The sequence below is a fragment of the Streptomyces sp. BHT-5-2 genome, from assembly GCF_019774615.1.
Classification (GTDB): Bacteria; Actinomycetota; Actinomycetes; order Streptomycetales; family Streptomycetaceae; genus Streptomyces.
The window spans coordinates 5050485-5065608 of sequence record NZ_CP081496.1 but is presented as its reverse complement, the minus strand read 5'-3'; the positions used below and the strand labels follow the sequence as shown (position 1 = coordinate 5065608).

Below are 15124 nucleotides of genomic sequence, written 5' to 3'. Positions count from 1 at the left end.
GATGGACCCTGACAGACTGCACCGAACCCTGGCCGAGCTGGCCGCCCGCCACCAGGTGCCGGGCGCGCAGCTCGCCGTCCTGCACGGCGGGGACCGCTTCCTGGTGCACACCGGCGTGGCCGACACCACGACCGGCGCGCCCGTGGCGGCGGACACCGCCTTCCCGGTGGGCTCGCTGACCAAGCCGTTCGGCGCCGCCCTGGCGATGATCCTGGTGGCCGACGGGGACGTGGACCTCGACGACCCGCTGGACGGGCCGCTGCCGGAGTTCGGCGCGGGGCACCTGGTCACCCTGCGGCAGCTGCTCAGCCACACCGGCGGCCTGCCCTCCGACGTGCCGGAGGGCACGGCCGGTACCGGCGACCGCGCCCGGTGGGTGGCACGCCACTGCCGGACGGAGGACCTGGCGCATCCGCCGGGGACGGTCTTCTCGTACTCCAACGTCGGCTATGTCGTGGTGGGCCGGCTCGTCGAGGCGGTGACCGGGATGACCTGGCAGGAGGCGGTCGGCGCGGTGCTGCTCGAACCGCTGGGCATCCGGCCGGCGTTCGTCGCCGGACCGGAGCGCACCGACCGCCCGGTGGCCTCCGGGCACGGCGTCCAGGCGGCCCGCGGCCGGGTGCTGCCGGTCGCCGAGCAGGACCTGCCCGAGGTGGAGCTGCCCAACGGCGGCCTGGCGCTGAGCGCCGCGGACCTGGTCTCCTTCGCCCGCCGTTACTTCGCGGGCTGCCCGGACCCGGCCCCACTGGACCGGGCGACCGCCGACGACATGTGCTTCGACCAGCTCGCCTCGATCGCCGTCGGCCCGTACGGCATGGCCGACGGCTGGGGGCTGGGCTGGGCGCGCTACGACGACGGCGCGGCGGACGTCTACGGCCACGACGGCACCGGCGACGGCACGCACTGCTCGCTGCGGTTCGACCCGTCCAACGGCAGCGCGGTGGCACTGACCGCGAACGCCAACACCGGCGCGCGGCTGTGGGCGGACCTGGCGCCGCGGCTGCGCGAGCTGGGCCTGCCGGTCGGCGACCGGCCGGAGCCCGGGGCGCCCGCCGGGCCGGGGCCGGTGTCCGCCGCCGCCCGCTGCCCGGGCCGCTACGCCAACGGCGACACCGTGTTCGAGGTGACCCGTGCGGCCGACGGCGGGCTGCTGCTCGGCTTCGGCGGAGCGCCGCGCGCCGAGCTGCTGTGCACTCCCGAACTACGCTTCACCATGCGGGAGCTGGGCAACGGCACCTGCTCCCCGGGGCGGTTCGTCGCCGATCCGCTCACCGGGCGGATCGACTACCTCCAGATCACCGGTCGGCTGGCCGCCCGGACCGGCGACGGCAGCGGCCCGCTATGACCGCGGTCCCCATGGGCGCCGCCGGCACCGCCGACACCGGCGACGACACGGATGCCGGCGACGCCGGTAGGGTGCCCGGCCGCCCGGTCGTCCCGCTGTCCCGCAACCGCGACTACAACGTCCTGTGGACGAGCCAGCTGCTGTCCGAACTGGCCCTGGAGATCGCCGCGGTGGCCGTCCCGCTGCTGCTCATCGCCCGGCACGGGTCGCCGGTGCAGCTCGGCCTGGCGTCCTCGGCGCTGGCCGCCGCGCACATGATCGCGGTGGTGCCGGCCGGGGTGCTCGCCGACCGCTGGGACCGCCGGCGGCTGATGCTGGGCTGCCAGCTGCTGCGGGTGCTGGGGACGGCGAGCCTGGCCGGGGCGCTGCTGCTGGGCCGGTACGCGTTCTGGCACATGCTGCTGGTCGTGGTGGCGGACGGCTTCCTCGGCTCGGTCTTCGACCCGGCCGAGCATGCGGCGCTGCCCCAGGTGGTGCCGCCCGCCCAGCTCTCCACGGCGGTGGCCCGCAACGCCGCCCGCCCGTATGTGGCCACCCTGGTCGGCCCGGCCGTCGCCGGCTTCCTCTTCGCGGCGCTGCCGTCGGGGCCGTTCCTGGCCAACGCGGCGATGTTCGTGCTGTCGTCGGCGGCGCTGTGCTTTCTGCGACTGCCCCGCGGCCGCACCGGCACAGGTGCGCGACGACGGCCCGTGGACCGGCAGGCGGCAGGCCCGGAGGGGGCAGGCCCGGAGGGGGCGGACAACGACGGGCCGGGGGCCGGCGCCGATGCCATGGCCGGGTTCCGCTGGGTCCTGGGGCAGCCGGTGATCCGGGCCACGATGGCCTGGATGCTGGTCACCAACCTGGTGTTCAGCGCCCTGCTGATCGTGCTGCTGGCGCTCTCCGGCGAGGACCGGGTCGGGCCCGGCGAACTGGGCCTGACGATGGCCTGCTTCGGCGTCGGCGGGCTGCTCGGCGGGCTGCTCGCCGCGCGGCTGCACGGCGCCGTCCGGCCACCGGTGATCCTGCTCGGCTTCGCCTGGACGGCGGTGGCGGCCACCGCGGTGATGGCCCTGGTGCCGGCCGGCCTGCCCCAGGGCGGGCTGCTCGCGGTCCTCGCCTTCCTGGCCCCGCTCGCCAACACCACCGTGCTCACTCACCAGTTGACGGTGACCCCGGACGCGCTGCGCGGCCGGATGAGCGGGGTCGCCGGCTTCTGCTCCGGGGGCGCGGGTGTGCTGGGCCCGGCGCTCGGCGGCGCGTTGACCGGGATGGCCGGCGGCGTCGCCGCCGTGCTGCTCTGCGCCGGCTGTCTGCTGGTGGTGGCGCTCGCCGCGACCCTCAGCCCGACCCTGCGGCGCTTCCCCGCCCCGGCATCCGAGTCCTGACGGCCGCTCGGGGCCCGACGGCCCGGGGGAGACGCGCCACGGTGCCGTGCCGACCCGTGCCGACCAGCCAACTTGACTCCACAGTCAAGAAGGTGGAACGCCCTCCTGGTTCCGACGATGCTCGGAGATCACCATTTGGAGATGTCCGCGCGGCCTCGGTGCAGGGGGTCCCGGGCGCCGGTCCGCGGGACCCGCCCCGGCCACTCCGGCGGGTGCCGCGCGGCCAGGCGAAGGGCCCTGTATGCAGACCACCCCCCGACCACCGCGCCCGGCACCGGACGCGTCGACGGCCCGGCCGGCCGGCCCGGCACCCAACCCCAACCTCCGCTCCCTGACCGGCTTACGGTTCCTGGCCCTGTTACCCGTCTTCCTCACCCATGCCGCCTTCGAGGGCGTCTTCGGCGACGCGAAGCTGAGCTGGGGCTTCCTCGACGCGATGGGGAGCACCGGCTACACGGCGGTGTCGTTCTTCTTCGTGCTGAGCGGCTTCGTGATCACGTGGTCGTACCGCTCCACGGACACCGCGCGGAAGTTCTGGCGCCGGCGCCTCTTCCGGGTCTTCCCCAACCACCTCGTGGCCTATGCGTTCACGGTGGCGCTGATGCTCGCCGCGGGCGCCGTCCTCGACGTACCGGGCATGCTCGCCCAGCTGTTCCTGTTGCAGGCGTGGGTCCCCGATCCGCTGTTCATCGACACCGGCAACACCGTCACTTGGTCGCTCGGCGCCGATGTCGCGTTCTACGCGCTCTTCCCGCTGCTGCTCGCCCTGGTGCACAGGATCAGGCCGACCCGCCTGTGGTACTGGGCCGGTGCCCTGGTGCTCGTGGTGATCGCACTGCCGACCGTGGCCCTGTCCGTGCTTCCGGACAGCCCGTTGATGCCGGTCGGCGGTGCCTCCCGCGCCCAGTACTGGTTCACCTACTTCTTCCCGCTCTCCCGCGCCGTGGAGTGCGTGATCGGCATGGTGTTCGCGCGGATCGTGCTCACCGGGAAGTGGATACGCCTGCCGGTGCCGGCCGCCGCGGCCCTGGTGGTCGCCGCGTACGCACTCGCCCAGTACGTTCCCTTCCTCTACCGGCTGAGCGCGGTGCCGGTGGTGCCGCTGGCGCTGCTGACCGCCGCGCTGGCGGTGGCGGACGCCGAGGGCCGCGGCACCTTCCTCGGCGGCCGGCGGATGGTGTGGCTCGGTGAACTCTCCTTCGCCTTCTACCTCGTGCACCAGCCCGTCCTGGCCTACGGGCACACCCTGGTCAGCGCGCGGAACGACCGGGGCGAGGTGGTGCCGCGCACCTGGGACACCCCGGCCGGCATCGCGGTGGTCGCCGGGGCGTTCGTGCTGTCGATGGCGCTGGCCTGGCTGCTGCACAACGGCGTCGAGAAGCCGGCGATGCGCCGCTGGTCCCGCCCCCGGCGTCCCGCCGCGCCACCGCGTCCCGCCGGGGCCCCGGCGACGTAGCCGAGCGCACCCGCGGCCGCACCCCGGCCGGCCCCGACCCGGCCCGGAGCACGGCAACTTAGCCGCCAAGTGAAAGATGTGGAGCGAGCGAACGATCTCGGCCAAACTCCGGCTCAACGGGGGAGCGAGGCAACCGTTGCCAGAAGTCCGCGTGCGCCGTGGAGATCCGGTGCCGGCGACCGCACCCGGGTCATCCAACAGCAGACGGTGGTGCGGCCGCCGCGGACCTGCGCCGTCCGCACCGCCCGTCGCCCGTCCGGCGGAGGTCCGCATGCAGACGAGTGCCCAGCCAAGTACCCAGCCAAGTAAGCAGCCGAGACCGCGGCCGGCGCCGCCCAGGGTGAATCTCAGGTCCCTGACGGGTCTGCGCTTCCTGGCCACCCTGCCGGTCTTCCTCACCCATGCCGCCTTCGAGGGGGTCTTCAGCGACGCCAAGCTGAGCTGGGGCTTCCTCGACGGCATGGGGACCATCGGCTACACCTCGGTGTCGTTCTTCTTCGTGCTGAGCGGCTTCGTGATCACGTGGTCGTACCGACCCACGGACACCGCGCGGAAGTTCTGGCGCCGGCGCTTCTTCCGCGTCTTCCCCAACCACCTGACGGCCTATGTGCTCGCCCTGGTGCTGATCCTCTCGGTCGGACTGAGCGTCCAGGTGCTGCCGTCGATCACCCAGGTCCTGCTGGTGCAGTCCTGGGTGAACGACCCGGCCTTCACCGACACCGGCAACAGCGTGAGCTGGTCGCTGGCGGTGGACGTGGTGTTCTACGCGCTCTTCCCGGTGCTGCTGGTGCTGGTGAACAAGATCAAGCCGAATCGGCTGTGGTTCTGGGCGGCCGGCGCGGTCCTCTGCGTGGCCCTGGTCCCGACGATCGCGTTCACCGCGCTGCCGGACACCCCGAAGATGCCGCTCGGCGGGGTCTCGGTCACCCAGTACTGGTTCACCTACTTCTTCCCGCTCTTCCGGATGCTGGAGTGCGTGCTCGGCATGCTGATGGCGCGGATCGTGCTCACCGGCAAGTGGATACGCCTGCCGGCGACGGCCGCCGCGCTGCTGCTGGTGCTCGCGTACGTGATCGCCCAGCACGTGCCGTACCTGTTCCGGCTGAGTGCGATGACGGTGGTGCCGGTGGCGCTGCTGACCGCCGCGTTGGCGGCGCGGGACGCCGGGGGCCGCGGCACCTTCCTGGGCAGCCGGCTCATGGTGTGGCTCGGCGACCTCTCCTTCGCCTTCTACCTGCTGCACAACCTGGTGCTCAAGTACGGCCATCTGCTGCTCGGCCACACCGAGCAGGACGGCGAGCTGGTGGGCCGCACCTGGAGCACGCCTCTGGGCATCGTCGTGATCGCCGCCGGCTTCGCGGTGTCCCTGCTGCTCGCCTGGCTGCTGCACAACGGCGTGGAGAAGCCGGTGATGCGCCGCTGGTCCCGGGCCAAGGCGACTCCTGTGGCTGGTGTGACCAGTGAGATCCCTGTGAAGGACGGGGCAATTTAGCTGGCGAGTAAATAACGTGGAACAACCACTCGAAAGCGTCAAAGATTCGAATGACCGGCCGTTCGGTGCCGGAACGGCCCATTCCGGTGCCCTATCTGAAGGGACGAGTACGTGCTGACGCACCATCTGCAGGATGACGACGTCGCCGCGATCGACACCGTGGTCGACGAACTCAGCCGGCGCCACGACACCGTGGAGTCCACGGACTTCCAGGCCGAGAGCCGGCTCTTCGCCGACGAATTACCGCGTCGGGTGCGTCAGGCGCTGCACGAGTACCGCAGCACCGAGAAGTCCGGCCTCCTGGTCGTGCGCGGGCTGTCCGTGGACGACGCCGCGCTGGGGCCGACGCCGGCCGAGCGCCGGCACAAGCCGGGGCCGTCCTCGTCCCTCCGTCAGGACATCGCGTTCTACCTGATAGCCAACCTGCTCGGCGACCCCATCGGTTGGGCCACCCAGCAGGACGGCCTGATCATGCACGACATCTACCCCGTCCGCGGCTTCGAGCACGAGCAGATCGGCTGGGGCAGCGAGGAGACCCTCACCTGGCACACCGAGGACGCCTTCCACCCGCTGCGCACCGACTACCTCGGCCTGATGTGTCTGCGCAATCCGGACGGCGTCGAGACCACCGCCTGCGACATCGCCGACGTCCGGCTGGACGCCGCGACCCGCGAGATCCTCGCGCAGGAGCGCTTCCACATCCTGCCCGACGACGCACACCGCATCTCCGGGCAGGCACCGGCGGACGAGAGCCCGCGCGAGGCCGCCCTGCGCGCCCGCAGCCGGCAGCGGGTCGACGCCGCCATGGAGACGCCCGAGCCGGTCGCCGTGCTCTTCGGCGACCCCGACGACCCCTACCTGCGGATCGACCCGCACTACATGCAGGGCGTCCAGGGCGAGGCCGAGCAGCAGGCGCTGGACACCATCGGCGCCGCGATCGACGACGCCATGTCCGGTGTCGTCCTCACCCCCGGCGACATGGTCTTCATCGACAACTACCGTGTCGTCCACGGCCGCAAGCCGTTCCGCGCCCGCTTCGACGGCACGGACCGCTGGCTGCGCCGACTCAACGTCGCGCGCGATCTGCGCGCGTCCCGCGGATCGAGGCTCGCCGCGCACACCCGCGTCATCTACTGACGCCGCCGCGCCACCGCCGACCGGTGGCGGCCCACCGACCTGCGGCCGCCACCGCCCGCATCACACCGTGTCGTTCGCACGGCCCCGTCCGGGAGCACTCCCGCGCCGGCGGCCGAGCGGACCCCGCCATCCCGCAACCGGGGAACACCCACGTCTCTGCGAGGTACACCTGTGTCCGGAAAGCAGCAAGAAAACGCCGCTCGGGGGAACTCCGAAGGTGCTACCGGAAATCTCACACAACTCGAATTCCTGGCGATCAACAGCGAGTTCAACCTCGCCGACGGCCACGCCCGGCAGTCGCTGACGGCCGGTCAGAGCCAGATCGTCGCCGAGCTGCCGCTGCTCTTCGAGGAGGGCGAGAAGCGCCCCGTCGAGGAGCTGGAGCGTGAGGCGCACGCCGCCTTCTTCACCGCGCTCGGCCAGCACAGCTACCCCTCGGCCCCCGGCCGGGTGCTCAGCTGCTACTCCTCGTCCGTCGCCATGGAGATCCTCTCCCGCGCGCTGGCCGAGACCACCGGGTCGGTGGCCCTGGTCCACCCGACCTTCGACAACATCGCCGACCTGCTGCGCGGCAACGGCCTGAAGCTGGTGCCGCTGGCCGAGGACCCGCTGCACGGCGACGACCTCGACACCGAACTGCTCGCTTCGGTCGGCTGCGTCTTCGTCACCACCCCGAACAACCCCACCGGCCGGGTCGTCTCCAAGGAGCGGCTCACCCGGCTCGCCGAGCAGTGCGCCGCCCACGGCGTGGTCCTCGCGCTGGACACCTCCTTCCGCGGCTTCGACACCCGCGCCCACTACGACCACTACGAGGTCCTCCAGGCCAGCGGCGCGCGCTGGGTGGTCATCGAGGACACCGGCAAGCTCTGGCCGACCCTCGACCTGAAGGTCGGCATGCTGGTCCACTCCGAGAACCTCGCGCTGCCCGTGGAGAAGATCTACTCCGACATCCTGCTCGGCGTCTCCCCGCTGATCCTCGCCATGGTCCGCCGCTTCTCCGAGGACGCGGCCGCCGGCGGCCTTCAGGACCTGCACCGCTTCATCGCGGGCCACCGCGCCATGGTGCGCGAGGAACTGGCCGGCCTGCCCGGCGTCTACGTCCCGGACCCCGACAGCCGCGCCAGCGTCGAGCGGATCGGCCTCACCGACCTGACGGGTACCGAGGTCTGGGAGCGGCTGCGGGCGCACAACGTCTACGCCCTGCCGTGCCGCGCGTTCCACTGGGACGACCCGTCCCAGGGCGACCACACCCTGCGGCTCGCCCTGGCCCGGTCCACGGACCCGCTGACCCAGTCCGTGCGCGCGCTGCGCCACGTTCTGCAGCAGCGTTGAGGGCGCCACTCGACGCGGCCGGACCCTCGCCCGACCCGGAGCCCGCGCTGCCGCACACCCGGCAGTGGCGGCCCGGCGTCGTGCAGGAGGTCGCCCCGGCCGACGTGCTCGACCTGGGGCCCGGCTACATCGAGCCCGCGCTGCTGCCGGTACCGCTCCTCCGGGACGCGTACGCGCAGGCGCTGGCGGAGTACGGTGCGGCGGCGCTGGGCTACGGCCACAACCCGGGCGCTGAGCCGCTGCGCGCCCTGCTGGCCGCCCGCGCCGCCGCGGCGGACGGGCGGCCCTGCGACCCCGAACAGGTCGTGCTGACCGCCGGCACCTCCCAGGCCCTGTACCTGCTCGCGACCGCCCTGGCGGCCCCGGGCGACACCGTGCTGACCGAGGAGCTCTGCTACGACCTGGGCCGCCGGATCTTCCGGGACTGCCGGCTGCGGCCGGCCCCGGTCGCCATGGACGGCTCGGGGATGCTGCCCGAGGCGCTGGACGAGGCCCTGGCCCGTCTGGCGGCCGAGGGTGCCCGGACGGCCTTCGTCTACCTCACCCCCACCCACCACAACCCGGTGGGCCACACCATGCCCACGGAGCGCCGCCGCCGGCTGCTGGAGGTGGCCGCCCGGCACGACGTACTGATCGTGGAGGACGACGCCTACGCGGAACTGCCGCTGGACGACGACACCGCCCCGCCGCCGTCGCTGGCCTCTTTGGCCGGTTACCGCGGTGTGGTGCGGCTGTGCAGCTTCTCCAAGACCCTCGGCCCGGGCCTCCGCCTGGGCTGGCTGCTCGCCGACCGGGCGCTGGCCCGACGGCTGGTGGCGCACGGCCTGTTCGTCAGCGGCGGCTCCCTGAACCACACCACCTCCCTCGCCGTGGCCACGCTGCTCGCCGGCGGCGCCTACGACCGTCATCTGACGTCGTTCCGGGCGCGGTTGCGGGACCGGCGGGACGCCCTGGTGGGCGCCCTGCGCCGGACGGCGGGGGAGCGGGTGGAACTCCGGGTGCCGCAGGGCGGGTTCTTCCTGTGGCTGCGCTTCGGGGCCGGGGCGGACGAGTCCGCGCTGCTCGCCGGCGCGGCCCGGGCCGGCGTCGGCATCGCCGCCGGCTCGCGCTTCGGCACCACCCAGGAGGTCGGCGTCCGGCTGGCCTTCAGCTTCAACCCGCCCGCTGTACTGGAGCAGGCCGCACAGCGGCTGACCACCGCATGGGCCGGCAGCATGCCGGAGCCCCGGATCGGAGTGAGATCGTGACGACCAGCATCGGGACCAACGGCCGGCCCACGGCGGCCGGTCCGGGCGACGGCGGCCCCGTCGGCTACAGCCTGCCGCTCTCGCCGACCGGCGAGTCGGCGATGCTCACCCCGCCGCCGTGGCACTTCTCCGGCGAGGTGGTCATGGTCGAGTACCGCGTCGACCCGGACGCGGCACGGCGCTTCCTGCCGCCGGGGCTGGAGCCGGGCGCCGACCCGGGTGCCGCGGCCGCGGTGTTCGCCACCTGGCAGTGGTGCTCCGCGGACGGGGCGGAGCTGACCGATCCCGCGCGCTGCCAGTTCGGGGAGTTCCTGATCCTGCTCGGCTGCGAGTTCGAGGGCCGTCCCATGGCCCGGGCGCCGTACGCCTGGGTGGACCAGGCCGTGCCGATGATGCGCGGCTGGGTGCAGGGCATGCCCAAGCAGTTCGGCGTGGTCCACCAGAGCCGGCCGGTCACGGTCGGCCGGGCCGGCTCCCGGCTGGAGCCCGGCGGCCGGTTCGACGGCGCGCTGTCCGTCAACGGACGGCGGGTCGTGGAGGCCGCCGTCACCATCGAGCGGCAGACCGACCGGCGGCCGGTGCTGCACGACGTCCCCCTGGCCCACACCCTGGTGTTCCCGGAGTGGGTGCCCTCGGCGGCCGGGCCGCGGCCGCGGCTGGTCGCGTCCGAGGTCAGCGATGTGGAGTTCTCCCCGATCTGGACCGGATCGGGCGATCTCACGTTCTTCGAGGGACTGGGGGATGATTTCCGGACGCTCGCGCCTTTGGAGGTAGGGGACGGCCACGTGTTCGCCTACGGGGAGACCCTGCACGGCGGCCGACTGCTCAGCGACTACTCGTCGAGCGCGCACGACATCAGAGATGACAATGGGGGAGCACGTGCTGAGGATCCACTTCACAGTTGAGGACCTGGCTCATACCAGGATGCTGGCGACCCTGGGGCCGTTGGCGGAGAGCGCCTTCGCGCTCTACCTCTTCGGCCGCAACGGGGACGTCGCCTTCCACGAGTGGCGGCGCACCGTCCGCGCCGAACTGGGCAGGGACGCGGCACGGTTCATGGCGCTGTCCCAGCAGTTCCGCACGCTGGAGGAGCTGCCGGAGGCCTTCGCCGACGCCTTCACCTTCGGCGCCGATCCTGACCAGATCGCGCCGGGCGAGGAGCGCAACGGCACCCGGATGCTGGCCGAACTGTGCCGGGTGGCGGTGCTGCCCCACTGGAGCCTGATCCGCGGCCATCTCGACGGCGCCCGGGAGGGCTGGGGCAGGGTGGCCATCGCGCACGGCGTCGAGCGGCTGCTGAGTTCGGTGCACCCGAAGGTCCGCTGGCGGGCACCGGTGCTGGAGGTGCGGCACGGGCCGCACCGCGACATCCACCTGGACGGCCGCGGGCTGCTGCTGTGCCCGTCGTTCTTCCTGTCCGAGCAGTCCTGCGCCTTCGTCCCGGCGGTCGGCAAGGAGTCCATGCCGGTACTGGTCTACCCCGTGAAGGTCTCCTCGCGCGGTGACATCTGGGGGACGCCGGAACACGACGAGCAGGCGCTCGGCGCGCTGGTCGGCCACACCAGGGCGGCCGCGCTCGAAGCGCTCACCGAGGGCTGCTCCACGGGCGAACTCGCCGAACGGCTGGGCATCTCGCTGGCCGGTGCCAGCAAGCACGCGGCGGTGCTGCGCCGGTCCGGGCTGGTGACCACCTCCCGCAACCGCAACACCGCCCTGCACGCCCTCACGCCCCTGGGCACCGCCCTGCTGCGGCACAGCGGGGGCGACAGCCTCCCCGCACGGTCCCCCGCTCCGTTACCGATCGTTCCGCCGCAGCGCATGCGGACGATGCCGTTCAGGCCCGTGGGCCCCGGCGCCGACCGGCAGGCGGTCTGAAACTCCTGGCGGCGGCCCCGTCCCCCGGGCCGCCGCCAGGGCCCGGCACCACCGGCACCGCTCGCACCCCGAACACGAGAGGACACAAGAACAGATGGGCGCAAACCCCTTCGACGACCCCGACGGCCGCTTCCTGGTGCTGATCAACGACGAGGGCCAGCACTCGCTCTGGCCGGCCTTCGCCGAGGTGCCGGCCGGCTGGACGGTGGCCCTCGCGGAGACCGACCGCCAGTCGGCCCTGGACCACATCACCGAGCACTGGACCGACATGCGGCCCCGCAGCCTGGTGCGGTCCATGGAAGGGGCCGACTCGGCCTGACGGTACGTCATATCCGGCCGGTGGCGGCGCCGGGCAGGAGCTGCCCGGAGAAAGCCGCCCCGGCCCGTCCCGCCATACGGCAGAATTCCCGCTTGTGACTATTCGTTTGTTGATCGCCGACGACCAGGAGATGGTTCGCCGGGGAATGCGCCGCATCGTGGAGAGCCAGTCCGACATGACGGTGGTCGGCGAGGCGACGAACGGCGCGGACGCCGTCGAACTGGCCCGCACACTCGGCCCCGACGTCGCGCTGGTGGACATCCGGATGCCGCGGATGGACGGCCTGGAGGTGACCCGCCGGCTGGTCGATCCGGCATTTCCGCATCCGGTCCGGGTCGTCGTCGTCACCACCTTCGATCTCGACGAATACGTCTATCCCGCGCTGCGCTTCGGCGCCTCGGGATTCGTCCTCAAACGCTCGGGTCCGGCGCTGCTGGTCGAGGCGGTCCGGGCGGCGGTGGCCGGCGACAGCCTGATCAGCCCGCAGATCACGGCGCGTCTGCTACAGCACGTCACCGGTCCGACGACCGGCCGGCGGGGCCGGAAACAGCGCGACTCGGTACTGACCGAGCGCGAGGCGGAGATCGCCGGAAAGGTCGCCGAGGGCAAGTCCAATTCCGATATCGCCCGCGAGTTGTTCATCTCGGCGGGCACCGTCAAGACGCATGTCGCCAGCATTCAGCGCAAGCTCCAGGTCCGGAATCGGGTCGGGATCGCGGTGCGCGCCTGGGAATTGGGCTATGCCACCGGGCAGCTGCCCGGCTGACATTCCCCGGCCCCGGTGCGGACACCGCCGCGTAACGGCCCGGGACCGCCCGCCGGAAATATCTGCCGTACGGCAGATGCCGCACGATGCGTTCCGTGCTCACCGCCGCCGGCGGCCTGGAAGGTGCGTAGCCTCACCCCATGGATGACGAAACTCTTCCGCTCCCGGAGCGCCGACGGCAACGGCGCGGCCGCTGGGCCGGGTTCGCGGCCGGCGCGATGCTGCTCCCCGCCCTGGTGTCGCCCCCGAGCGCCGCTCCGGCGGCCGTCGTCGCCGCGCTGACGCTCGCCGCGGCGCTGCTGGTCTGGCCGATCGGCCGGATCTCGCTGGACCGGGCGGCGGCCGGGGCGGCCCTGCTCTCCCTGGCCGCCGACGCGGGCTACTTCGGCCCACCGGGCCTGGTGATCCTCTGGTACCCGTTCGAAACCGTCGCGCTGTTGGTCCTGTTGGAGCGGGTGGTACGCCATGTGCCCAGCCCCAAGGTGGCCTTCGTCGCCCCGCTGACCGGCGCCGCCGCGGTACTGCTGCCGCTGCGGTTCACCCTGCACGCCCCCACCACGGGGCTGAAGGAGTCGGTCGCCGGCGCGCTCTTCGCCCTGTTCCCGGTCGCCGTCGCGGGGGGCGTCGGGCTGTATCTGCGGTCGCTGGACAACCGCCGTTCGCACGCGGTGGCCCTGGCCCGGCGCGAGCAGCGCCTGGAAGTCGCCCGGGACCTGCACGACTTCGTCGCCCACGAGGTGACCGGCATCGTCCTGGAGGCCCAGGCGGCACAGCTCGTCGACGACGCCGGCCCCGAGGAGTACCGGGCGCTGCTCCAGCGCATCGAGCAGGCCGGGCTGCGGGCCCTGGACTCCATGGACCAGACGGTGGCCGCGCTGCGCGCGGCGGAGAGCCGCAAGTGGGGCGAGCCGCCGCCCACCCGCCTCTACGGCCTGGCCGACCTGCCCGAACTCATCGGCCGCTTCTCCTCGATGGCCGCCGCGGAGGTGGCGCTGTCGCTGGAGGACGAGGTGACCGGCACGCTGTCGCGGGAGGCCGAGGACACCGCCTACCGGGTGGTGCTGGAGGCCCTGACCAACGTACGGCGGCACGCGCCGCAGGCCGGACGGGTCGAGGTGTTCGCCGGCCGCACCGCCGACCGCGCCGTGGAGGTCACCGTCGCCGACGACGCCGGACCCGCGGCCCCGGCCGGCTCCCGGCAGGGCGGCGGCACCGGCCTGGCCGGCCTGGACGAGCGGGTCAGTGCCCTGGGCGGCACCCTGCAGGCCGGCCCGCACGGCCCCGGATGGCGGGTCCGCTGCCTGCTGCCGGCGCCCGCACTCCGGTGAGCCGACGGCCCCGCCGAGCCGACCGCTCCGCCGAGCCGATATCTGCCGATCGGCAGATGTGGCGGCGGCGGGGAATCGAGATCCTTTCATCAGTGCACCGCCCATGAGTGCACCGCCCGTAACCCTGGAGGAACCGATGTTCTCAAGCGCCCGAGCGAAGCGGCCCGTCACACTCGTCGCCGCGGCGGCGGCCTGCGTCGCCGCGTTCGGCCTCACCGGCTGCTCGGTGGACGCCTCGAAGGCCAAGCCCGTGACCAAGACCTTCGCCTACAGCGGCAAGTCGCTGAACGTGACCACGCACGAGGTCGCCACCAAGATCGTCGCGGCCGACCGCAAGGACATCAAGGTCACCCGCTGGTTCGACTCCGCCGCCGGCACCGAGCACCTCAAGTGGGTCCTCAAGGGCGACACCCTCGACATCGACGCCGGCTGCAGCGGGATCGCCATCTGCGACGCCAAGTTCCAGGTCGAGGTCCCCAAGGGCATCACGGTCTCCAAGGACGGCGAGCAGTCCCTGAGCGGCAAGAGCTGAACCGTGCTGGAACTCGTCGACGTCACCAAGGTCTACAAGGGCGGCAAACGCGCCGTCGACAATCTGACGCTGCGTCTGGAACCGGGAATGGTGGGCCTGTTGGGCCCCAACGGCGCCGGCAAGTCGTCCCTGATGCGGATCGCCGCCACCGTCACCCGGCCCACCAGCGGCACCGTCCGCTTCCACGGCGAGGACGTGGTGGCCCGCCCCAACACCCTGCGCCGGGCGCTGGGTTACCTCCCGCAGGACTTCGGGGTCTACCCGAACCTCACCTCCCGCGAGTTCCTCCGGTACATGGCCGCGGCCAAGGGCGTCTCGGCCCGCACCGCCAGGGCCCGGATCGACGAACTGCTGGAGCTGGTCAACCTCACCGAGGCGGTCAAGCGGCCGCTGGGCAAGTACTCCGGCGGCATGCTGCGCCGGGTCGGCATCGCCCAGGTGCTGCTCGCCGACCCGCAGGTCATCATCGTGGACGAGCCCACAGCGGGCCTCGACCCCGAGGAGCGGGTGCGGTTCCGCAACCTCCTCAGCGACCTCGCGGCCGACAAGGTCGTGCTGCTCTCCACCCACATCGTCTCCGACGTCGAGTCGGTGGCCTCCGACATCGCGGTGCTGGCCGGCGGTCGGCTGCAGCGCCGCGGCTCCCCCGAGGACCTGCTGCGCTCGGTGACCGGCCAGGTGTGGGAGGTGCTGGTCGACCCGTCCTCCGTACCGGCGGTGCAGGCGCAGTACATCGTCAGCCGCCTGGTGCGCACCGCCGAGGGCGTCCGCATCCGGCTGCTGTCGGAGGAACGGCCCTACGAGGGCGCCGCCCCGCTCACGCCCGACCTGGAGGACGCCTACCTCGGCATCATCCGGTCCGCCGAGGGCGGCCGGCCCGCCCAGGGCTTCGGCGGGCGGACGCTGCGGGCCGGGGCGGTGTGACGCG

Annotated in this window: 14 protein-coding genes; all 14 read left to right on the top strand. The window is 72.9% G+C overall.

Annotation, left to right across the window (positions count from 1 at the left end):
• Position 1: 1 nt before the first annotated feature.
• The 14 genes from K2224_RS22480 (at position 2) to K2224_RS22415 (ending at position 15120) form a co-directional block, all read left to right on the top strand.
• Positions 2 to 1345, top strand: coding sequence for a serine hydrolase (locus K2224_RS22480; RefSeq protein ID WP_221908321.1), 1344 nt, complete (start codon positions 2 to 4; stop codon positions 1343 to 1345).
• Positions 1342 to 2712 (top strand): MFS transporter, encoded by a 1371-nt coding sequence (locus K2224_RS22475; protein WP_221908320.1) that lies wholly within the window; start codon positions 1342 to 1344, stop codon positions 2710 to 2712. The genes K2224_RS22480 and K2224_RS22475 overlap by 4 nt, the downstream gene beginning before the upstream one ends.
• 241 nt (positions 2713 to 2953) lie before the next feature.
• Entirely contained in the window at positions 2954 to 4168 is a 1215-nt protein-coding gene (locus tag K2224_RS22470) for an acyltransferase (RefSeq protein WP_221908319.1), read from the top strand.
• A gap of 340 nt (positions 4169 to 4508) precedes the next feature.
• On the top strand, positions 4509 to 5660 hold the full coding sequence (locus K2224_RS22465) for an acyltransferase (protein ID WP_221908318.1): 1152 nt from the start codon (positions 4509 to 4511) through the stop codon (positions 5658 to 5660).
• A 111-nt stretch (positions 5661 to 5771) separates the two neighbouring features.
• The gene (gene gntD, locus K2224_RS22460; RefSeq protein WP_221908317.1) at positions 5772 to 6797 is read left to right on the top strand and encodes a guanitoxin biosynthesis L-enduracididine beta-hydroxylase GntD; all 1026 of its coding nucleotides are present in this window, start codon (positions 5772 to 5774) and stop codon (positions 6795 to 6797) included.
• A gap of 171 nt (positions 6798 to 6968) precedes the next feature.
• Complete coding sequence (gene mppP, locus K2224_RS22455; RefSeq protein WP_221908316.1) at positions 6969 to 8129, top strand: enduracididine biosynthesis enzyme MppP; 1161 nt, start codon at positions 6969 to 6971, stop codon at positions 8127 to 8129.
• A complete protein-coding gene (gene mppQ, locus K2224_RS22450; RefSeq protein WP_221908315.1) occupies positions 8126 to 9376 on the top strand; it encodes an enduracididine biosynthesis enzyme MppQ in 1251 nt (416 codons plus the stop codon). Before mppP ends, mppQ begins: the two co-directional genes overlap by 4 nt.
• Entirely contained in the window at positions 9373 to 10281 is a 909-nt protein-coding gene (gene mppR, locus K2224_RS22445; protein ID WP_221908314.1) for an enduracididine biosynthesis enzyme MppR, read from the top strand. Before mppQ ends, mppR begins: the two co-directional genes overlap by 4 nt.
• A gap of 19 nt (positions 10282 to 10300) precedes the next feature.
• Entirely contained in the window at positions 10301 to 11251 is a 951-nt protein-coding gene (locus K2224_RS22440; protein WP_221908313.1) for a helix-turn-helix transcriptional regulator, read from the top strand.
• A 94-nt stretch (positions 11252 to 11345) separates the two neighbouring features.
• Positions 11346 to 11570 (top strand): MbtH family protein, encoded by a 225-nt coding sequence (locus K2224_RS22435; RefSeq protein ID WP_221908312.1) that lies wholly within the window; start codon positions 11346 to 11348, stop codon positions 11568 to 11570.
• Between the two features lie 94 nt (positions 11571 to 11664).
• The gene (locus tag K2224_RS22430) at positions 11665 to 12336 is read left to right on the top strand and encodes a response regulator transcription factor (RefSeq protein ID WP_221908311.1); all 672 of its coding nucleotides are present in this window, start codon (positions 11665 to 11667) and stop codon (positions 12334 to 12336) included.
• Positions 12337 to 12476: 140 nt separating this feature from the next.
• Positions 12477 to 13664: a sensor histidine kinase gene (locus tag K2224_RS22425; RefSeq protein ID WP_221908310.1), complete on the top strand. Its 1188-nt coding sequence runs from the start codon at positions 12477 to 12479 to the stop codon at positions 13662 to 13664.
• 136 nt (positions 13665 to 13800) lie between these two features.
• Positions 13801 to 14196: a hypothetical protein gene (locus K2224_RS22420; RefSeq protein ID WP_221908309.1), complete on the top strand. Its 396-nt coding sequence runs from the start codon at positions 13801 to 13803 to the stop codon at positions 14194 to 14196.
• A gap of 3 nt (positions 14197 to 14199) precedes the next feature.
• Entirely contained in the window at positions 14200 to 15120 is a 921-nt protein-coding gene (locus K2224_RS22415; protein ID WP_221908308.1) for an ABC transporter ATP-binding protein, read from the top strand.
• The last annotated feature ends 4 nt before the right edge of the window (positions 15121 to 15124 follow it).